At 71.4% G+C, this 19,077-nt stretch carries 18 protein-coding genes and 2 tRNA genes; 8 read left to right on the top strand and 12 right to left on the bottom strand.

Annotated elements, in window-relative coordinates:
* The first annotated feature begins 1 nt into the window (after position 1).
* From ACZ7M2_RS06435 to ACZ7M2_RS06425, 3 genes are read left to right on the top strand one after another with little or no spacing between them, the layout of a single operon-like run.
* On the top strand, positions 2 to 1,294 hold the full coding sequence (locus ACZ7M2_RS06435) for a M18 family aminopeptidase (RefSeq protein ID WP_352046998.1): 1,293 nt from the start codon (positions 2 to 4) through the stop codon (positions 1,292 to 1,294).
* 41 nt (positions 1,295 to 1,335) lie between these two features.
* On the top strand, positions 1,336 to 2,058 hold the full coding sequence (locus ACZ7M2_RS06430; protein WP_471594358.1) for a thioesterase II family protein: 723 nt from the start codon (positions 1,336 to 1,338) through the stop codon (positions 2,056 to 2,058).
* Positions 2,055 to 2,894 (top strand): mycofactocin-coupled SDR family oxidoreductase, encoded by an 840-nt coding sequence (locus ACZ7M2_RS06425; RefSeq protein ID WP_471594357.1) that lies wholly within the window; start codon positions 2,055 to 2,057, stop codon positions 2,892 to 2,894. Before ACZ7M2_RS06430 ends, ACZ7M2_RS06425 begins: the two co-directional genes overlap by 4 nt.
* A gap of 120 nt (positions 2,895 to 3,014) precedes the next feature.
* Here the strand turns inward: ACZ7M2_RS06425 and ACZ7M2_RS06420 are convergent.
* The 6 genes from ACZ7M2_RS06420 to ehuB all read right to left on the bottom strand — a co-directional run bounded on the left by ACZ7M2_RS06420 (position 3,015) and on the right by ehuB (position 7,263).
* Positions 3,015 to 3,088: transfer RNA gene (locus ACZ7M2_RS06420), tRNA-Lys, on the bottom strand.
* A gap of 102 nt (positions 3,089 to 3,190) precedes the next feature.
* Complete coding sequence (locus tag ACZ7M2_RS06415; RefSeq protein WP_352046995.1) at positions 3,191 to 3,949, bottom strand: IclR family transcriptional regulator; 759 nt, start codon at positions 3,947 to 3,949, stop codon at positions 3,191 to 3,193.
* Between the two features lie 216 nt (positions 3,950 to 4,165).
* The gene (ehuA, locus tag ACZ7M2_RS06410; protein WP_471594356.1) at positions 4,166 to 4,981 is read right to left on the bottom strand and encodes an ectoine/hydroxyectoine ABC transporter ATP-binding protein EhuA; all 816 of its coding nucleotides are present in this window, start codon (positions 4,979 to 4,981) and stop codon (positions 4,166 to 4,168) included.
* The gene (ehuD, locus tag ACZ7M2_RS06405) at positions 4,971 to 5,621 is read right to left on the bottom strand and encodes an ectoine/hydroxyectoine ABC transporter permease subunit EhuD (protein WP_471594355.1); all 651 of its coding nucleotides are present in this window, start codon (positions 5,619 to 5,621) and stop codon (positions 4,971 to 4,973) included. The genes ehuA and ehuD overlap by 11 nt, the downstream gene beginning before the upstream one ends.
* The gene (gene ehuC, locus ACZ7M2_RS06400) at positions 5,618 to 6,337 is read right to left on the bottom strand and encodes an ectoine/hydroxyectoine ABC transporter permease subunit EhuC (RefSeq protein ID WP_471594354.1); all 720 of its coding nucleotides are present in this window, start codon (positions 6,335 to 6,337) and stop codon (positions 5,618 to 5,620) included. Before ehuC ends, ehuD begins: the two co-directional genes overlap by 4 nt.
* Positions 6,334 to 7,263, bottom strand: a complete 930-nt coding sequence (gene ehuB, locus ACZ7M2_RS06395; RefSeq protein ID WP_471594353.1) for an ectoine/hydroxyectoine ABC transporter substrate-binding protein EhuB — start codon at positions 7,261 to 7,263, stop codon at positions 6,334 to 6,336. Before ehuB ends, ehuC begins: the two co-directional genes overlap by 4 nt.
* Before the next feature lie 107 nt (positions 7,264 to 7,370).
* Here ehuB and ACZ7M2_RS06390 point away from each other — a divergent pair, with 107 nt between their 5' ends.
* Positions 7,371 to 7,865 (top strand): DUF3830 family protein, encoded by a 495-nt coding sequence (locus ACZ7M2_RS06390; RefSeq protein WP_471594352.1) that lies wholly within the window; start codon positions 7,371 to 7,373, stop codon positions 7,863 to 7,865.
* Here ACZ7M2_RS06390 and ACZ7M2_RS06385 read toward each other — a convergent pair.
* Complete coding sequence (locus ACZ7M2_RS06385) at positions 7,846 to 9,261, bottom strand: amidase (RefSeq protein ID WP_471594351.1); 1,416 nt, start codon at positions 9,259 to 9,261, stop codon at positions 7,846 to 7,848. The two genes, ACZ7M2_RS06390 and ACZ7M2_RS06385, sit on opposite strands and share 20 nt — an antisense overlap.
* 20 nt (positions 9,262 to 9,281) lie before the next feature.
* On the bottom strand, positions 9,282 to 10,205 hold the full coding sequence (locus ACZ7M2_RS06380) for a D-2-hydroxyacid dehydrogenase (protein WP_471594534.1): 924 nt from the start codon (positions 10,203 to 10,205) through the stop codon (positions 9,282 to 9,284).
* A gap of 274 nt (positions 10,206 to 10,479) precedes the next feature.
* On the opposite strand from ACZ7M2_RS06380, the gene ACZ7M2_RS06375 reads away from it, so the two are divergent.
* From ACZ7M2_RS06375 to ACZ7M2_RS06365, 3 genes are all read left to right on the top strand, one after another.
* Complete coding sequence (locus ACZ7M2_RS06375; RefSeq protein WP_471594350.1) at positions 10,480 to 11,262, top strand: maleate cis-trans isomerase family protein; 783 nt, start codon at positions 10,480 to 10,482, stop codon at positions 11,260 to 11,262.
* A complete protein-coding gene (locus tag ACZ7M2_RS06370; protein ID WP_471594349.1) occupies positions 11,259 to 11,990 on the top strand; it encodes a maleate cis-trans isomerase family protein in 732 nt (243 codons plus the stop codon). The genes ACZ7M2_RS06375 and ACZ7M2_RS06370 overlap by 4 nt, the downstream gene beginning before the upstream one ends.
* Positions 11,991 to 12,397: 407 nt before the next feature.
* Positions 12,398 to 13,492: an LLM class flavin-dependent oxidoreductase gene (locus ACZ7M2_RS06365; RefSeq protein ID WP_471594348.1), complete on the top strand. Its 1,095-nt coding sequence runs from the start codon at positions 12,398 to 12,400 to the stop codon at positions 13,490 to 13,492.
* 13 nt (positions 13,493 to 13,505) lie between these two features.
* Here the strand turns inward: ACZ7M2_RS06365 and ACZ7M2_RS06360 are convergent, their stop codons facing one another.
* The gene (locus tag ACZ7M2_RS06360; protein WP_471594347.1) at positions 13,506 to 15,575 is read right to left on the bottom strand and encodes an EAL domain-containing protein; all 2,070 of its coding nucleotides are present in this window, start codon (positions 15,573 to 15,575) and stop codon (positions 13,506 to 13,508) included.
* A 494-nt stretch (positions 15,576 to 16,069) separates the two neighbouring features.
* Here ACZ7M2_RS06360 and ACZ7M2_RS06355 point away from each other — a divergent pair, with 494 nt between their 5' ends.
* Positions 16,070 to 17,614 (top strand): M6 family metalloprotease domain-containing protein, encoded by a 1,545-nt coding sequence (locus ACZ7M2_RS06355; RefSeq protein ID WP_471594533.1) that lies wholly within the window; start codon positions 16,070 to 16,072, stop codon positions 17,612 to 17,614.
* A gap of 69 nt (positions 17,615 to 17,683) precedes the next feature.
* On the opposite strand, the gene ACZ7M2_RS06350 is transcribed toward ACZ7M2_RS06355, so the two are convergent.
* The 3 genes from ACZ7M2_RS06350 to ACZ7M2_RS06340 all read right to left on the bottom strand — a co-directional run bounded on the left by ACZ7M2_RS06350 (position 17,684) and on the right by ACZ7M2_RS06340 (position 18,959).
* Positions 17,684 to 17,757 (bottom strand) — tRNA-Lys (locus ACZ7M2_RS06350).
* Complete coding sequence (locus ACZ7M2_RS06345; protein ID WP_471594346.1) at positions 17,748 to 18,383, bottom strand: bifunctional DNA primase/polymerase; 636 nt, start codon at positions 18,381 to 18,383, stop codon at positions 17,748 to 17,750. Before ACZ7M2_RS06345 ends, ACZ7M2_RS06350 begins: the two co-directional genes overlap by 10 nt.
* A gap of 192 nt (positions 18,384 to 18,575) precedes the next feature.
* Positions 18,576 to 18,959 (bottom strand): hypothetical protein, encoded by a 384-nt coding sequence (locus ACZ7M2_RS06340; RefSeq protein ID WP_054232844.1) that lies wholly within the window; start codon positions 18,957 to 18,959, stop codon positions 18,576 to 18,578.
* Positions 18,960 to 19,077: the final 118 nt, after the last annotated feature.

Below are 19,077 nucleotides of genomic sequence, written 5' to 3'. Positions count from 1 at the left end.
CATGTCCCCCACACATGACCGCAGTCACAGCGACGATCTGCTCTCCTTCGTCCGCTCCAGCCCCTCGCCCTACCACGTGGTCGCGAACGCGGCCCAGCGCCTGGAGAAGGCGGGCTTCCAGGAGCTGCGCGAGACGGACGACTGGACGGCGGGTGCCGAGGGCGGCCGATACGTCGTCCGCGCCGGAGCGCTGCTCGCCTGGTACGTCCCCGCGGGCGCCCCCGCCCGCACCCCGTTCCGGATCGTCGGCGCCCACACCGACTCCCCGAACCTGCGGATCAAGCCCGAGCCCGACACCGGCTCCGCGGGCTGGCGGCAGATCGCCGTGGAGATCTACGGCGGCGTCCCCCACAACACCTGGCTCGACCGCGACCTCGGCATCTCGGGCCGGCTGACGCTGCGCGACGGATCCAGCCGCCTCGTCTGCGTCGACCGGCCGCTGCTGCGCGTGCCCCAGCTAGCCATCCACCTCGACCGCACCGTCAACGAAGGCGTCGTGCTCGACCCGCAGCAGCACATGACCCCGCTGTGGGGCCTCGGCCCCGCCCGGCCCGGCGCCCTGCTCGCCCGGGTCGCCGCCGAGGCGGACACCGATGTCGCCGAGGTCCTCGGCTGGGACCTGATGCTGCACGACATCCAGCCGCCCGGCTACCTCGGTGCCGACGAGGAGTTCCTCGTCTCACCGCGTCTGGACAACCAGATCTCCGTGCACGCGGGCGTCACCGCGCTGGTCGCCGCCGCCACCGCCGTCCGGCCACCCGCCCACATCCCCGTGCTCGCCGCCTTCGACCACGAGGAGGTCGGCAGCGGCTCCCAGTCGGGCGCCCAGGGCCCCCTGCTGGAGCGGGTGCTCGGCCGGTCCGTCGCCGCGCGCGGGGGCAGCGCCGAGGACTTCAACCGGGCCCTCGCCGGCGCCTTCTGCGTCTCCGCCGACATGTCGCACGCCGTGCACCCCAACTACGCCGAACGCCACGACCCGGACCACCACCCCCTCCCCAACGGCGGCCCCGTCGTCAAGGTCAACGCCAACCAGCGGTACGCCACCGACGGCACCGGAGTCGCCGCCTTCGCCGCGGCCTGCGAGCGCGCCGAGGTGCCCTGGCAGCCGTTCGTCTCCCACAACGCCATGCCGTGCGGCACCTCGATCGGCCCGATCACCGCGGCCCGGCTGGGAGTCGCCACCGTCGACGTGGGCGTACCAGGGCTGTCGATGCACTCCGCGCGGGAGCTGTGCGGGGCGCAGGACCCCGGTCTGCTGGCCCGGGTCCTCACCGAGTTCGTCACCACGGGCTGAGCCCGGGCCCCTTCGTATCCGAAAGCCGAGACTCGGGAGCGATGTCAGCAGTGGAAGAGACCCACCTCGTCTGTCTGCCCTTCGCCGGGGCGGGCGCGTCCTTCTTCAAGCCGTGGCAGGACCGGGCGCCGGTCGGCCTGCGCGTCCTGCCGGTGCAACTGCCCGGCCGCGAGGAGCGGTTCGTGGAGGAACCCCACACGGACGCGGTACGGGCCGCCGCCGAGGCGCACGCCCAGGTGACCCGGCAGCTCCCGGAGGGCGCACGGGTGGCGGTGTTCGGGCACAGCCTCGGCGCGGTGCTCGGCTTCGAGCTGGCGCACCGGCTGGAGGCCGAGCCCGGTGTCCGCCTGGACGCCCTCGTCGTCAGCGGCGCGCCGGGCCCGTGGACCGGCCGCGCGGACCGTGCGAGCGGTCTGCCCGACGCGGAGTTCCTGGCCCGGGTGCGCACCTTCGCGGGGTACGCGCATCCGGCCCTGGAGCACCCGGAGATGCGCGAGCTGCTGCTCCCGCTGCTGCGGGCCGACGTACGGATGCACGAGACGTACCGGCCCGCCTGCGACCGCCCGCTCGCCGTCCCGGTCCTCGCCCTGCGCGGCCGCGACGACGAGCTGGTGAGCGCGGCCGAGGCCGCCGAGTGGTCCCGCGCCACCACCGGGAAGCTCACCACGGCGGAACTGGACGGCGGCCACATGTACCTGACCGAGAACCCGGGCGCGCTCCTGCGTCTGATCGGAGCCGAACTCCGCGCCGGAGGCACGCGGTGAGCCCGGGCGGTCCGAGGCTCTCGGGCAAGGTCGCCCTCGTCACCGGGGCGGCCCGCGGCATCGGCCGGGCGACCGCCGTCGCGTTCGCCCGCGAGGGCGCCGATCTGATGCTCGTGGACATCGCGGCGGACCTCCCGGGTGTGCCGTATCCGCTGGGCTCCGAGAGCCAGTTGGCGCACACGGCGGAGCTCTGCCGGGAGACGGGCGCCGCCGTCCGAACGGCCCGGGTCGACGTACGGGACCTGGCCGCGGTTCAGACGGCGGTGAAGGAGACGACGGCCCGCTTCGGACGGCTCGACGTCCTCGTCAACAACGCCGGGATCGCCGCGCCGTCCGGCCGGGCCGCCCACGAGATCGAGGAGCACGAGTGGCAGCTGATGCTGGACGTGGACCTCTCCGGGGCCTGGCGCACGATCCGCGCGGCGGGCGCCCTGATGACCGCGCGGGGCGCCGGCTCGATCATCAACATCGCCTCCACGGCCGGCCTGGTCGGCTACCGCCACTTCGCCGGGTACGTCGCCGCCAAGCACGGCCTGATCGGACTGACCAAGGCGGTCGCCCTCGACTACGCGCCCCGCCGGGTCCGCGTCAACGCCATCTGCCCCGGATCGGTCCGCGACGACCCCCGTGTGGAGGGCCGGATGCTCGCCGAGATCGCCCGCGCCCTGGACGTGCCGGTCGCCGAGCACGAGCAGACCTTCGTCCAGGCCCAGCCCATGAACGCCCTCGTCGAACCGGACGACGTCGCCACCGCCGCCCTCTGGCTCGCCTCCGACGAGTCCCGCCAGGTGACCGGCACCGTCCTCACGGTCGACGGAGGCTTCTCGGCCCGCTAGGCCCTGTCCCCAGGACATCGCGCACGTCCTGTCCGGTCACCGTGCCGGTACCGGCCGGGGCTTTCGACGCCCGTGGCAGACGAATGAAGGCCCCTCACCGTGGTGAAGGGCCTTCTCATGTGCGCCGCCAGGGACTCGAACCCCGGACCCGCTGATTAAGAGTCAGCTGCTCTAACCAACTGAGCTAGCGGCGCATGACTCTCGCCTCCCGCTTCCGCGGTCGGCGACAAAAGAAATACTACCTGGTCCGGACGGGTGCTTCCGACCACCCAGGGCGTGATCCGAAGGAGCGGGTCCTAGATGGCCAGGGAGAGCAGGACGGGGGTGGCGCCGCGGTTGAGCGTGTCCGCGGCGCGGCGCAGGCGGTGGGCGTGTTCGACCGGGAGGGAGAGGGCGAGGCAGCCGACCGAGGAGCCCGCCGTGATGGGGACGGCCGCGCAGACCGTGCCGATCGCGTACTCCTGGAGGTCGAGCACCGGCACCGTGGCCGGCTGGGCGTCGAGCCGGGACAGCAGCAGCCGCTCGTTGGTGATGGTCCGCGAGGTGAGGCGGGCCATCTTGTGGCGGGAGAGGTGGTCGCGCCGGGCGTTCAGGTCGAGCTGGCCGAGAAGGCTCTTGCCGACCGCGCTGGCGTGGGCCGAGGAGCGGAAGTCGACCCATTCGTTGACCGCGGGGGTCGCCGGACCCTCGGCGCACTGGGTGACGTGCACCTCGCCGTCGATGTAGCGGCTGATGTAGATCGCGGCGCCGACGGAGTCGCGCAGCCGGTCGATGGTCTGCTGGAGTTTCTCGCGCAGTGCCTGGTCGCGGCCGTGGGCGGAGCCCAGCCGGCCGAGGGCGGCACCGGCGACGTACGCGCCGTCGCCGACCTGCTCGACGTACCCCTCCCGGCGCAGCATCCGCAGCAGTGCGGTCAGGCGCTCCGTGCCGAGGCCCGTCTGGCGGGCCAGCTCGACGTCGGTGACACCGCCGGAGTGCCGGGCCACCGTCTCCAGGACGCGCAGGGCGTCCTGGGCCGAGTGGTACGGCGCGGTCGGCTCGTTCATCAGCGCCACGGTTTCCCCCTGCGCTTTTTGGGCCATCGATCCGGACAGCTGAGCTCCTCCACGATAACTGTCAAACGCTTGGTGGGGAGGGGCTGTTGGCGAGAAAGTCGGTGCGCTCCGGTTCGCTCAGCAGGAGTGCGACACCCTGGCATATGCCGAGGTCATGGCTCGACGGGCATGCCACATGGTCCGGACCTCGTACCTTGTCGCGTTCACTACGTGTAGTCACAGGATCGCGCTGAGGAATTCCCGGGTCCTTTCGTGCTCCGGATCGGTGAAGATCCGGTCGGGCGAACCGGACTCGATGACATGGCCGGAATCGAACATCAGCACCTGGTCCGAGATGTCGCGGGCGAAATTCATCTCATGGGTCACACAGAGCATCGTGATGTCGGTGGTGTGGGCGATGTCTCGGAGGACGTCGAGGACGCCCGTGACCAGTTCGGGGTCGAGCGCGGACGTCACCTCGTCCAGAAGCAGCACCTGGGGCCGCATCGCCAGCGCCCGCGCGATCGCCACCCGCTGCTGCTGTCCGCCGGACAACTGACTCGGGTAGGCGTCGCACTTGTCCGCGAGGCCCACCATCTCCAGCAGCTCCCGGGCCCGCGCCTCGGCCTCGTCCCCGGACAGCCCGAGGACGGTGACCGGCGCCTCGGTGATGTTGCGGAGCACCTTCATGTTCGGGAAGAGGTTGAACTGCTGGAAGACCATCCCGATCTTCTTGCGGACCTCCCGGATCTGCTTCTCGGGGGCCGGGTGGAGCCGCTCACCGGCGACCGTGATCGTGCCCTCGTCGGGCTTGGCCAGGGTCATCAGCAGCCGAAGGATCGTCGTCTTGCCGGAGCCGGACGGGCCGATCAGTGTGACGTGCTTGCCGGAGTCGACGCGGAAGTCGAGGCCGTCGAGGACGGTGTTGTCCCCGAAGCGCTTGGTGACCTTGTCGAAACGGATCAGCTCGCCGCCGTCCACCGGCGGATTGGCCGTGCTGTCGGCTTTGTCTTCGGGGTTCGTCGAGGTGTCGAGGGGAGTGTCAGCGGACAAGACGTCGCTCCAGGGCTCGCAGAAGGAGGGAAGCGGGATAGGAAACGAGGATGAAGGCCACGCCGATGACCGTGAGTGGTTCGGTGAACTGGAAGTGCTCCTGCGAGTACAGCCGCGCCTCACCGAGCATCTCCAGCACGGTGATCGCCATCAGCATCGGGGTGTCCTTGAGCATCGAGATGACGTAGTTGCCGAGCGCGGGTACCACCCGGCGGATCGCCTGCGGAAGGATCACCGCGGTCCAGGTGTGCCGCAGCGGCAGGTTGAGCGCCGTGGCCGCTTCCCACTGGCCGGCCGGCACGCCCTCGATACCGGCCCGGTAGACCTGCATCGTGTACGTCGAGTAGTGCAGCCCGATCGCGACGACACCGGTGGTCAGCGCGGAGAACGTGATGTTCCACTCGGGCAGCACGTAGAAGAGGAAGAACAGCTGCACCAGCAGCGGGGTGTTGCGGATGAACTCCGTGACGACCCCGACCGGCCAGCGCACCCAGCGGGTCGGTGTGCGCATCAGCAGCGCCCACACCAGACCCAGGGCGAAGGAGATCACCGAGCCGAGCGCCAGCGCCTGGAGGGTGATCAGCAGTCCGTCCCAGAAGTGCGGCATGAAGTCGCGCACCGCGCCCCAGTCCCAGTTCATGCGGCACCTCCCGTCGCGCCGACGCCGGTGGCTTCCGCGCGTCGCGGTGGGGTCTTGGCGGGCTGGGGCGCCTTGCCGATCCCGGCCTTCAGCCGCCGCTCCAGCGCCCGCATCAGCCGGGTGATCACGAAGGCGATCGCGAAGTAGATCAGCAGGACGTACGCGTAGATCTCCGCGCTCTCCTGGAGCGCGAGCCGTACGAGGTTGCCGCTGAACGTCAGATCGCCCATGCCCATGATCGACACCAGGGCCGTGCCCTTGAGTAGTTCGACCAGCAGGTTGCAGAAGGAGGGGATCATCTCGGGCACCGCCTGCGGCAGCAGGATCAGCCGCATCCGCTGCCAGGGCGTGAAGCTGAGCGCGATGCCGCCCTCGCGCTGGGCGGGGTCGACGGCGTTCAGGGCGCCGCGCACGATCTCACTGCCGTACGCCCCGTAGGTCAGCCCCAGCGCCAGCGTGCCCGCCCACATCGGGACGAGCTGCCAGCCGAAGGCGAGCGGCAGCACGAAGTACACCCAGAAGATCATGATCAGGGCGGAGGTGCCGCGGAACACCTCGGTGTACAGGCCCGCGAGGAAGCGGACGATCCACCGCCGCGAGGTGCGCGCGACACCGACGGCGAACGAGACGGCCCCGGCCACCAGCGAGCTGAGGAACAGCAACTGGACGGTGACCCAGACACCTTTGAGTACGAGTTCCCAGAGTCCCGAGGTCATCCGCGGCAGAGCTCCTTCGCGGTCATGTCGGTCATCTCGGCCCGGGTGAACCCGAAGGGCCGCAGAATGCGGAACAACTCCCCGTCGGCCTTCAGCTTCTTCAGCTCCACGTTGAAGGCGTCGCGCAGCCGCGTCTCGGCGGAACGGAACGCGAAGCCGCCGCCGTCGACGTGCGGCTTGCCCTTCACCAGGGGCGTGAAGGGCTTCGTGCTCTCGGCCTTGCGGGACTTCGTGGCCACCTGGCGCGTGGTCAGCGCGGTCCCGGCGAAGACGTCGACACGGCCTGCCTCGACCGCGTTCAGCCCGGCGACCTGATCGGGCACGATCAGGATGTCGCTCTCCTTGTACCCGGCCTCGACGGCGTACTGGATCTCGGCGTACCCGGTGCCGGTCGCGAACCTGGCCTTCTTCGCCACGACGTCCTTGTAGTCGTGCAGGCCCTTCGGATTGCCCTTGCGCACGATGAAGGCGTCCAGCATCTGGTAGTCCGGGTCGGCGAAGACGACCTGCTGACAGCGTTCCGGGTTGATGTACATCCCGGCGGACACGATGTCGAACTGCTGCGAGTTGAGCCCGGGAATGAGCGAGCCGAACTCGGTCGGGACGGGTTGCACCCGGTCGACGCCCAGCCGCTTGAAGATCACCTTGGCGAGTTCGGGTGCCTCGCCGGTCAGTTCACCGTTCTTGTCGATGTAGCCGAACGGGATCTCACCGGCTATGCCCAGCCGTACGACGCCCTGCGCCTTGAGCCGGTCGAGGAGATCACCGCCGTTGCCGGACGTGGTGGCGACCCGGGTGCAGCCGGCGGCGCCCAGCGCGCCGACGGCACCGAGCGCGGAGACACCCGCGAGCAGCGACCGCCGACTCGGACTTCGTCTCTGCGCGTCGGTCCCGTCATTCCCGTCATTCCTGAGTGGTGGAGCCATGGCCGCGCGGCTACCCGAGAGCATGCGAAGTATTCGGATCGATTTCGGCCCCGTACGACGCCGAGTGGTGTCGAGGCGCCCTTGACTCCGGGGAGACCATGGAATGCATGGCTGATCGATTCATCGAGGTCTCGCTGGTCAAGCGCGGAATCCACTGCACCGCGAAACTGCTCGACGACCGGGCGCCGGTCACCTGCGCGGCGGTGTGGGACGCGCTACCCCTGGGCGGCGACGTCTACCACGCGAAGTACGCACGCAATGAGATCTACGCCCTTTTCCCGCCTTTCGCGAAATCGGAGCCACCGCTGGAAAATCCGACAGTCACCCCCATTCCCGGAGACCTCTGCTATTTCGCCTTCGCGGGCACGGAACTGGGTACGAAGGCCTACGGCTACGACACCGACGTACGCCCCGGCACCACGGTCGTCGACCTCGCCCTCTTCTACGAACGCAACAACCTGCTGCTCAACGGCGACGTGGGCTGGGTCCCGGGCATCGTCTGGGGCCAGGTGACCGAGGGCCTGGAGGCGATGGCCGAGGCCTGCAACGACCTCTGGCGCTCGGGCGCCCTGGGGGAGACGCTCAGCTTCCGCAGGACGTGAGGACCGGCGGTGCGATGCCCGCGACGCCCGCCTCGTACAGCGTGTGCGCCGTGCGCAGGACGAGGTCGTCGCGGTGGCGGGCGGCGACGATCTGCAGGCCGACCGGGAGGCCGTCGCCGTCCGTGCCGACCGGGACGCTCGCGGCGGGCTGCTGGGTCATGTTGAAGGGGTACGTGAACGGGGTCCACCCCGTCCAGCGGCGGTGGCCGGAGCCCGGCGGCACCTCCATCCCCGCCGCGAACGCCGTCAGCGGCAGGGTCGGCGTCACCAGCACGTCGTACGACTCGTGGAAGCGCCCCATCCGCCGCCCGAGCTCCATCCGGACGTCCACCGCGGCCAGGTAGTCCAGCGCGCTGAACCGGGCGCCCCGTGCGCAGATCTCCCGCAGCCCCGCGTCCAGCAACTCCCGCTGCCGAGGCCCGAGCCGCTGGGCCACCCGGGCCGCACCGCCGAACCACAGGACGTGGAAGGCCTCCACCGGGTCGGTGAGGTCGGGGTCGGCCTCGGTGACGTACGCTCCGAGCCCCGCGAGCCGCTCCACCGCCCGCCGCACCGCCGCCGCGACGGCCGGCTGGACCGCGACCTGCCCGCCGAGGGACGGCGAGTACGCGACCCGCAGCCCGCGCACCCCACCCCCGAGGGCCTCGACGAAGGACCCGTCCACCGGCCCGAGCGCCGACCAGTCACGGGCGTCCGGCCCGCTGATCACGTCCATCATCAGCGCCGCGTCGGCCGCGTCCCGTGTCATCGGCCCCACGTGCGAGAGCGTCCCGAACGCGCTCGCGGGGTACAGCGGCACCCTCCCGTACGTCGGCTTCAGACCGAAGATCCCGCAGAACGCGGCCGGGATGCGCACGCTGCCGCCCCCGTCCGTGCCCAGCGCCAGCGGCCCCGCCCCGAGCGCGACGGCCGCCGCGCTGCCGCCGCTCGAGCCGCCCGCCGTGCGCGTGACGTCGTACGGATTGCGGGTGACCCCCGACAGCGGCGAATCCGTGACGCCCTTCCAGCCGAACTCGGGTGTCGTCGTCCTCCCGAGGAACACCGCTCCGTGCTCGCGCAGCCGGGCGACGGACGGCGCGTCCTCGTCCCAACGTCCCTGCGGATCAACGGTCCTGGAGCCGCGCAGGGTCGGTCCGCCGCGCATCAGCAGGATGTCCTTGACGCAGACCGGTACCCCGTCCAGCAGCCCGGCGGGCTCACCCCGCCGCCAGCGGTCCGCGGACCGGGCCGCCTGCGCGAGGGCCGCGTCCGCGTCGAGACGTACGAACGCGTTCACGGCCGGCTGGATCTCCACGGCCCTGCGCAACGCCGCCCGCGTGGCGTCCACGGGGCTGAACTCGCCCTTGCGGTAGCCGTCGAGGAGTTGTACCGCGGTCAGCTCGACGAGTTCCGACATCGGCCCCTCCAGAGGGAGTCTCAGTGCCCCGGTACGTATCCGCGCTTCTTGTCGACCACGTTCGGCAGCGGTCTGCCCGCCTCCCAGCGCTCGTACATCTCCACGAACTGCGCCCCGAGTTCGTCCCGCCAGCCGACCGTGTCCCCGCTCATGTGCGGCGACACGATCAGCCCGGGGACACCCCACAGCGGGCTGTCCGGGCCGAGCGGCTCGTCCAGGAAGACATCGAGGGCCGCGCCCGCGATCCACCGCTTCGACAGCGCCTCGGCGAGCGCGTCCTCGACGACCAACTGCCCACGGCCGACGTTGATGAAGCGCGCCGAGGGCTGCATCATCCCGAAGCGCCGCGCGTCGAACATGCCGTACGTGGCCTCGGTGAGCGGCGCCGCCGACACCACCCAGTCGGCGCGCGCCATCAGCCGGTCGAGCTCCTCGGGCCCGTGGATCCCGGTGCGCGCGGTACGCCCCACCAGGGCCGTCGTCACCCCGAGCGCCTTGAGCGTCTTGACGATCGTCCGCCCGATCGGCCCGGAACCGACCACACACGCGCGCGTGCCCGCCACCCGCTGCGACTCCCGGTGCCGCCACTCCCGCTGCCGTTGAAGGTCCCACGTCCTCGGCAGGTCCTTGGCCATCGCGAGGACCAGCGCGGCGACGTACTCGGCGATCGGCCGGTCGAAGATCCCGCGCGCGTTGGTCACCACCGTGTCGGACGCGGCGAGTTCGGGGCACAGGAGATGGTCGACGCCCGCGCTCGCCGTGTGCACCCAGCGCGGCCGGGGACCCTCGCCGGGCCAGGCGCGGCGCACCGCGTGCGAGGTGAAGTCCCAGACCAGCAGTACGTCCGCGCGCGGCAGTCGCTCGGCCAGCGTCGACTCGTCGGCGTGCTCGATCCGCACCCGGCCGGTGAGTCTGCCGAGGCGGGGGAGCGGCTCGGCGTCCAGGACGAGGAGGGTGGTGCGGGACCCGGCGCCGGACCCGGAGGCCGGGGCCGGCGCGGATACGGGGCGGGGCGGGCGAGGGAAACCGTTTCGCAATGCGTCCGCTTTCCTGGGTTCCTGAGTTCCTGAGGGGACGAACGTGCGGGGTGGGCGGGGGCGGCCGGAGCCGTCTGAGATGCGCGGATTGACCACGCTCGCACCCGAACCTACCTTCGTCAACACGGACGTACACACGGTCCGTTGCCCCTTCGTCTCCCTTCGTGAGGCCGGTGCTGCCATGGACGTCTCCTTTCTCGGCGGCCCCCGCCCCCAGCGCGGGATCGGCGTCGTCGCCCCCTTCGACTTCGCCCTCGACCGCGAGCTGTGGCGCTGGGTCCCCGACGACGTCTCCCTGCATCTGACCCGTACCCCGTTCGTGCCGGTCGAGGTGAGCCTGGACCTGGCCCGCCTGGTCTCCGAGCACGAGACGCTCGGCGACGCGGTCCGCGCGCTGAACGCGGTCGCGCCCGAGGTCGTGGCGTACGCGTGCACCTCCGGCAGTTTCGTGGGCGGGGTCGCGGGCGAGCGGGCGATGTGCGAGGCGATGACGCGGGCGGGGGAGGTGCGCGCGCTGACCACCTCCGGCGCGCTGCTGGAGGCGCTCACCGAGCTGGCCGCCCACCGGATCGCGCTCGTCACGCCCTACACGGTCTCGGTGACCCAGTCCCTGGAGGAGTACCTCGCCGAGGCGGGCGTCCAGGTCACCAGGCGCGCCTTCATGGGGCTGACCAGGCACATCTGGAAAGTCCCGTACCGTGATGTGGTCGACATGGCCCGCCGCGCGGTGCGGGGTGAAGGGGCCGACGCCCTCTTCATCAGCTGCACCAACCTGCCGACGTACGACGTCATCCCCCAGCTGGAGGCGGAACTGCGCATACCGGTGATCTCGGCCAACCAGGTGACGATGTGGGCGGCACTGCGTCACCTGGGTACCCGGGCGGTGGGCCCCTATCAGCGGCTGATCGATCAGTCCGCCCGCGGGGGACCTGTACTGCCGGAAGAACAGGAAGGTTGGGCATGACCGCACTCGGATTCCTCTACCCGGGCCACTCGGCCGAGGACGACTACCCGCGCATCGAACAGCTCCTGGGCAGCGACGTCCGCCTCCAGCTCGTCCACACGGACATCGGGGAGGACGCCCACCGGGTCGACGCGCTGCGCGAGATGGGCTCGGCGGTCCGGCTCTCGGCGGGCGTCGAGGAGCTGCGGCTGTCCGGTGCGGAGGCCGTGGTCTGGGCGTGCACCAGCGGTAGTTTCGTGTACGGCTGGGAGGGCGCCCACGAGCAGGTGCGCGCCCTGGCCCGGGCGGCCGGGCTGCCCGCCTCCTCCACGTCCTTCGCGTTCGCGCACGCCGTCCGGGAAGTCGGGGCCCGGCGGGTCGCGATCGCGGCGACGTATCCGCAGGACGTGGCGGACCTCTTCGCCGCGTTCCTTCGGGAGGCGGGGGTGGAGGTCGTGTCGATCAGGGCCTCGGGGATCGTCACGGCGGCGGAGGTCGGGACCTGGGGTGAGGCGGAGGTCCTCGAGCTCGCCCGGGCCGGCGACCGTTCCGACGCGGACGCCGTCCTTCTGCCCGACACGGCCCTCCATACGGCGGCGCACCTTTCGGCCCTGGAGAAGGACCTCTCCAAGCCGGTCCTCACCGCCAACCAGGTCTCGGTCTGGGAGGCCCTACGCCTCGCCGACCGCAAGGTGAACGCCCCCGCCCTCGGCACCCTCTTCACAAAGGAGCCCATCATCCAGGCGTAACGCCTCCCGGGGCGCGCACGTCGTCTGCGGCCGGGTGGGGGCCGTTCGCGCAGTTCCCCGCGCCCCTAAGGGCGGGGCTTCGCCCCACATCCCCCCGCCCGAAGTTCTTCGGCTGACGGCCGGTGGAGGCTGGTCGCGCAGTTCCCCGCGCCCCCAAAAAGCCCCTGGGCCGCGTCTTCAGCCCGTCCGGCGTTTGAGGACGAGGCCGTTCAGGCCGATGCGGGGGTCCAGGGGGCGCAGCGCCCCTGGTGGGGGCTGGGGCGGAGCCCCAGAGGGATGGGACGGGTAGGGGCGGCGGGGGCGAGAGACCCTTCCGGCGTGCCGGGGCGCGATGGCGGGAATAAACGGGGACTGTCTCCTGTTGGCGCCCTGAGGACAGCAACACGTACGCAACAGGAGGCACCCCGGTGGATGACACGGACGAGATCCGAGGCACCGCGCAAGGCACCGCGCCCGTACCCCTCTCCGTACTGGACCTGGTCACCGTAGGCGCCGGCCGCACCGCGACCGACGCCCTGCGCACCAGCGTCGCCATCTCCCGCCTCGCAGAGTCCCGCGGCTTCCACCGCTACTGGGTCGCCGAACACCACTCCATGCCGGGCGTGGCCTCCTCCTCACCCGCGGTGATCCTCGCCCACCTCGCCGCCCACACGACCCGCATCCGCCTGGGCTCGGGCGGCGTCATGCTCCCGAACCACGCCCCCCTGGTGATCGCGGAGCAGTTCGGCACGCTGGAAGCCATGGCCCCGGGCCGAGTGGACCTGGGCCTGGGCCGAGCCCCCGGCACGGACGGCGCCACCGCCGCCGCCCTCCGCCGCACCGAGCGCCTCCACGAGGGCGCCGACGACTTCCCCGAGCAGCTCGCGGAGCTGACCCGCTTCCTGGACGACGACTTCCCGGCCGGTCACCCCTACGCCCGCATCCACGCGGTCCCGGGCCCCGTCCAGTCGACCTCCCCGGGTGGCGTACAGTCCCCGCACCGCCCCCCGATCTGGCTCCTCGGCTCCTCCGGTTTCAGCGCCCGCCTGGCCGGCGTCCTCGGCCTCCCCTTCGCCTTCGCGCACCACTTCTCGGCCCAGAACACGATCCCGGCGCTGGACCTCTACCGCGAGTCCTTCCGGCCGAGCGCCGTGCTGGACGCCCCTTACGCCCTGATCGGCGTCTCCGCCCTCGCGACGGACGACGAGAAGGAGGCCCGCCGTCAGGTCAGGGCCGCGGCCCTGAACATGGTCCGTCTGCGCACCGGCCGTCCGGGTCTCGTCCCGACCCCCGAGGAGGCGGAGGCGTACGACTTCAGCCCGATGGAACGTGAGTTCGTCGACTCCTGGAACGCCAACGTCATCCACGGCACCGCGGACGAGGTCCGCGCCGGCCTCGACGACCTCCACAAGCGCACCGGCGCCGACGAGCTGATGCTCACGGGCAACGCCCACGGCGGCGACGTACGCCTGCGCTCGTACGAACTGATCGCGGACGCGTACGGGCTGCCGACCGCGGACTAGGACCCGTTCGCCGTCAGGAACTCGCGGTCAAGAGGGCGGAGATACGATCCGGCGCCACCGGGCGGGAGTACAGCCAGCCCTGCCCGGTGTCGCAGCCGATCCCGCGCAGCCGGGTGGCCTGGGAGGCGGTCTCCACGCACTCGGCGGTGACCGTCAGGCCGAGCCGGTGGGCGAGTTGGATGAGGGCCTCGACGATGACCTCGTCGGCGGGGTTGGGGTGGACGCCGCCGGCACCGCCGTCGGGCCCCTCGTACTGGAAGCCGCGCACGAAAGAGCCGTCCAGCTTCAGGACGGAGACCGGCAGGCGGCTGAGGTAGGCGAGGTTGGAGTACCCGGTGCCGAAGTCGTCGATGGCGATGCGCACGCCCATGTCGCTGAGGGCCTGAAGGGCCTGGAGGGGCCGCCCGGCCGAGCCCATCACCGCCGACTCCGTCAGCTCCAACTGGAGCAGATGCGGGGCCAGACCCGTCTCCGCGAGGATCTCCGCCACGTCCGCGACCAGGTCGGAGTCCCACACCTGCCGTACGGCGACGTTGACGCTGACGAAGATCGGCACCGCGTCGGGATGGTCCAGCTGCCAACGTCGGGCCTGGCGGCAGGCCGTGGCCAGTACCCAACGGCCGAGCTGCACGATCGAACCGTCTTCCTCGGCCAATCCGATGAACCGATTCGGCGTCAGCGTGCCGAACTGCGGATGGTTCCAGCGGACCAGCGCCTCGACCCCGCGCACCCCGCCGTCCTCCATGCCCACCAAGGGCTGGTACTCCAGGGCGAATTCGTTCCGGTCGATCGCCGCCCGGAGGGTGGAGGAGAGCGCCTGACGGGTCATCCGGTGAGCGTTGCGCTCCGGGTCGAACAGCGTCCAGCGGCCCTTGCCGTCCGCCTTCGCCCAGTACAGCGTGGTGTCCGCGGCCTGCATCAGATGGGTCGCGCTCGTCCCGGCGGCGCGCCGCTCGACGACCCCGATCGACGCGGAGACCGACAGCCGCTGCCCGGAGAGGTCGAAGGGCGCCTGCAGTGACTTCAGGACGGACTCGGCGAGGTCGGCCAACTGGTCCGTCCCGGTCGAGTCCTCGACCAGCAGCGCGAACTCGTCGCCGCCCAGCCGGGCGACCAGGGGAGTGGCCCCCCGGGCGTAACCCGCCTCGTCGGCGCAGCGCGTCAGCCGTTCGGCGACGGCCGCGAGCAGCCGGTCGCCGACCCGGTGGCCGAGTGTGTCGTTGACCGCCTTGAACCCGTCCAGATCCAGATAGCAGAGCCCGATCCGGCCGGTGCCGCCCTCCTCGTACGCCTCCGCCTCCAGGGCGGACGAGAGCCGCTCGAAGAACAGCGTGCGGTTGGGCAGCCGGGTCACCGGGTCGTGCATCTGCAAGTGCCGCAGCCGCGCCTGGAGTTCACGGCGGGCGCTGATGTCCGCGATGGACAGCAGTACCGCCTCCTCCCGCGCCGGCAGCGGAGCGACCGTCACCTGCACCCAGAGCGAGTGCCCGTCGGGATGCTTGAGGCGGCGGGTGCAGCGCAGCCTGGCCTGCCGGCCACGCAGCACCTCGCGGTACGCGTGCCAGGTGCGGGCGTCGGAGGCCAGATCCACCAGATCGGCCGCGATCCGTCCCTCGAGCGCGCCCGATCCGGTGCCGAGCAGCGCGCCGAGCGACTCGTTGGCGGTGACGACCAGGCCCTCGCGGTCGACCACGGCCATCGGAAGGGGCGCGGCGCCGAAGGCGGCACGGAAGGCGCCGGGAGATGTCGAGGTCCCGGCGGGCGGGATGAGTGCCGCATCGGGGACGGACTCGCAAACGCCGGGCATGGACTCGGGCGGGTCGGAGATGGGCCCGGGCGTGTCGAGGGGGGACTCAGGCGTGTCGAGGGTGTCGAGGAGTGTTTCCGCCGGGGCGTACGTGCCGGGAGAGGCCTCGGCGCAAGGGGATGCGTCAGGGGGTGAAACGGCGGAGACGGATGTGCCGGGAGGCACCCCGGCGTACGTACGAGGAGACGTACGCGGAGATGTGTCGATGTGACGCTCTGTGACGGCCGACCGGATGAGATCTGCCGCGGGCGTCGGCCCTTCGGACGTTCCGCTCACCGCTCGCTCCCGCAGTGCACTCGTTCTTCGTATGGGTCTCTCGGGTGGTCGGCCGGTGCTGGACGGCCGAACAAGCCGTGTCCGTGCAGGAAAGTGTGCCGATCATAGAGGCTGGTTCCGGAGCCTTCCAGCCACAGTCCAGTGTCCCGGAACAACCACCGGTTCTGACAGATCGTTTCTGCCTGCATCTGGGCCGGTTCCTGTGCCTGGCGATCGCCTGTGACGTTCCGTGAGTGTTCGGGGTGTCGTTCGGGGTTTCGGCCGCTCATGGTCCCTCACCCGTCTGGTGCAGACAAACAGGGCAAAGTGTCACGAACTCACCCAGTCTGGGTGCGGTGTCCCGAAAACCGCATCCGGAGGTCGACGTGCCGCGTCAGCGCCCCCTGAGGGATCTCGCCCGAGAGGCCCGGCGGCGTCGAACCCGTGACGTTTCGCGGGTTCCTGACGTCCTGACGGTTCTCGGCGTGCCGCGGGTCCCCGCTCGTCCGGGCGCGCTGTGGGCCGTCGCTCGTACGGGCGCGCTGCGGGCCTTTCTTCGTCAGGGTGCGCCGCGCTGGCGCAGTACCGCGGCCGTGTTCACCTCCATGACGGCGCTGGCGGCGACCTCCCTGATCACGGGCCCCGCACTCGCCGAACCCCTCTTCTCCCCCTGTGCCCTGAGGCGGACCGAGGCCCACCACTCGGAGGGCCTGGACACCTGGAACGCCGACTATCCGCGCCCCACCCGCTCCCTCGACGCGGTGCTCGTCTATCTGTCCTTCCCGGACTCCCGGCCCCGCACCACCCCCGCCGAACTGGCCGCCGACTACTTCCCGGCCACCAGCCAGTTCTTCGAGCGCGCCTCGTACGGCAGGTTCACGCTGCGCCCGCATCCGCAGCGCGACTGGATCCGGATGCCGCACGCCTCCACCTCGTACGCCATAAAGCGCGACTGGAACGCCGCGCGGCGCGGCGCCTATCTGCGTGACGCGGTCGCCGCGGCCGACCGGCAGGTCGACTTCTCCCGCTACGACATCGTCTATTTCGTGGCCGACCCGGACGCGCCGGGCGTCGACTCGGACGCGACGAAGGTCGTCAACCTCGACACCCCCATCGAGGCCGACGGCAAGGACATCCGCCGTGTCGTCACCGTCTTCGAGAAGCACCCGCCGGACCGCCTCGTCCTCGCCCACGAGACGGGGCACGTCTTCGACCTGCCCGACCTCTACCATCGCCCCACCGACGGCAAGGGCGACTGGGACACCTACGTCGGCGACTGGGACCTCATGGGCAGCCAGTTCGGCCTTGCCCCCGACCTCTTCGGCTGGCACAAGTGGAAACTGGGCTGGCTGGAAACTCGCCAGGTGGCCTGTCTGCGGGAGCACGGGACCACGAGGCTGACGTTGGAGCCGCTGGGGTCGGGTCCGGTGACGGGCGGGGCGGGGACTGCGGCATCGGGAGCGCCGGTCTCCGTCGCGAGCGCCGCTGCCCAGGCCGGTCCGGGACCGGCTCTGGGTTCCGCGGGGTCGACCTCGGACTCGGAGGGCTCCGCCTCGGGGTCCGGGGGGTCGGTTCCCGGTCCCGGGATGCCCCGCTCGGGCTCCGTCTCCGGGGGGCCCGTCTCGGGCTCCGGGGCGCGGACCTCGGCCCTGCCTGCCCCGGCCCCGCCGGCCTTGGGGGCGGTTCTGCCCACCTCGGCCCCAGGGGCGCGCCTCTTCGGTTCCGGTCGCGGTACGAAGTTGGCGGTGGTCCGTACGGGGCCCGACAGTGCGCTGGCCTTCGAGGCGCGCACCTCGACGGGCAACGACGGCGCCACCTGCACCCAGGGCGTCCTGATCTACCGCATCCGCAGCGAGGCCGACTCCGGCGGTGGCCCGGTCGAGGTCATCGACGCCCACCCGCACACCGAGTCCTGCTGGGGCGAATCGGTCTACCCGCCCCTGGCGGACGCGCCGGTCGGACTCGGGGAGAGTTTCACGGTCCCCGGCGAGAAGGTGCGTGTCGAGGTCGAGGGCCGGACGGCTTCCGGGGCGTGGACGGTGAAGATCACGACAGGCTGAGCCCCTCGCCCGCGCTGAGCCGGACACGCAAGAAGCCCCTCGCTTTCGCGAGGGGCTTCCTACCGTCTGTGCGCCGCCAGGGACTCGAACCCCGGACCCGCTGATTAAGAGTCAGCTGCTCTAACCAACTGAGCTAGCGGCGCCTGCTGACGTCGTAGACCTTAGCATCCTGATCGGCGGGAGGAAAAATCGATATCCGCACCGCGGCGGAGGCGGCCGTGCGGGCCGCCCGGACGGCCGCCCACACCAGGATCTCGGGCCCCGGAAGCCACGGATGCCGGGTGTCGGGGGCCACCAGCCAGCGGGATGTGAGGTGGGCGACGGGGCTCAGGGCGGGCACGGTCACGGCGTCGCCGACCCCATGGCAGAGCAACGGAGGAATGGCGTCGACGCGCCCGGATCCCCCCGACTCGCCCGCCCCCCACTCCTCCCACTCCAGGAGTGACGGCAGGCGCTGTGCGGTGCCCGGCGCGCTGAACAGCAGCGTCCGCCCGCGGTGCACGGCCACCGGGCCCGAGCCCGGCCCCTCGTCCCACAGCTGGTCGAGCATCCGCCGGCCGAAGATCGCGGGCACGTTGATGATGTCGAAGGCGGTGCCGCAGGGCAGGACGACCGGGGAGGTCGGGCGTTCCTCCCAGAGGGCGAGGGTGCTGCGCGGATACGTTCCTGCCGAGGCGAGCCAGGCGGCTCCGTCCGGGGTGACGCCACAGACGTCGAACCGGTCGGGCAACGGGGCGGCGGAGCTTGCCGGATTCCGTGTGCTGCTCATGGCTATGAGATCTACCGTCGGTAAGCACCCGGCCCCCGAGAGTTGCGAAAACCCGGGACAGGACGCGGGGGGAGGAGTACCTTGCCCCGCGGCATATGCCAGACCCTTGAGGCCTTCAGGGGTGCGGGGAACTGCGCGACCAGCTCAGGCCGCGGAGGCGGGAGACCCCCCGACTACACCGGAACGACCGGCTCACGCATGGTCGCCCACTCCATGCCCAAGCCCCCGCCCATCACCCTCGGCTCCCCGCAGCAGATCCCGCCCGAACTCGATCATCTTCTTCGCATAGTCCTCGGTCCACTCGGCCCGCTCGGCGATCGAAGCCGGCGTGAGCCGATCGAACCGCCGGGGATCGGCCAGCTGCGCGGCGGCGATCGCCTGGAACTCGAGCGCCCGATCGGCCGCGGCGCGAAACGCGAGCGTCAGCTCCGTGGCCCGTGCCAGCAGCGCCCGAGGATCGTCGATCGACTCGAGATCGAAGAAGTGCTCCGGATCACCGGCCGCCTCCGCGGGCTCGAAGAGCAGGGGCGCGGGGCGTAGCCGCGGTTCGTTCCGACGCGGCGTGGGCTCCGCCATGTCTTCTCCTCCTCGTACGGTTCAGGGGCCCGCTTCGTGGGTGGGCCACCGTCCATTCTCCCCCGTCCGCGCAAGTAGGCCCGCGTGAGCGGACCCGTACAACCGTGCCATCCGGACC

The organism is Streptomyces sp. NPDC111507 (genome assembly GCF_055638955.1).
Note: the sequence above shows the minus strand (reverse complement) of the source record. Positions and strands in the feature narration are given on the sequence as shown.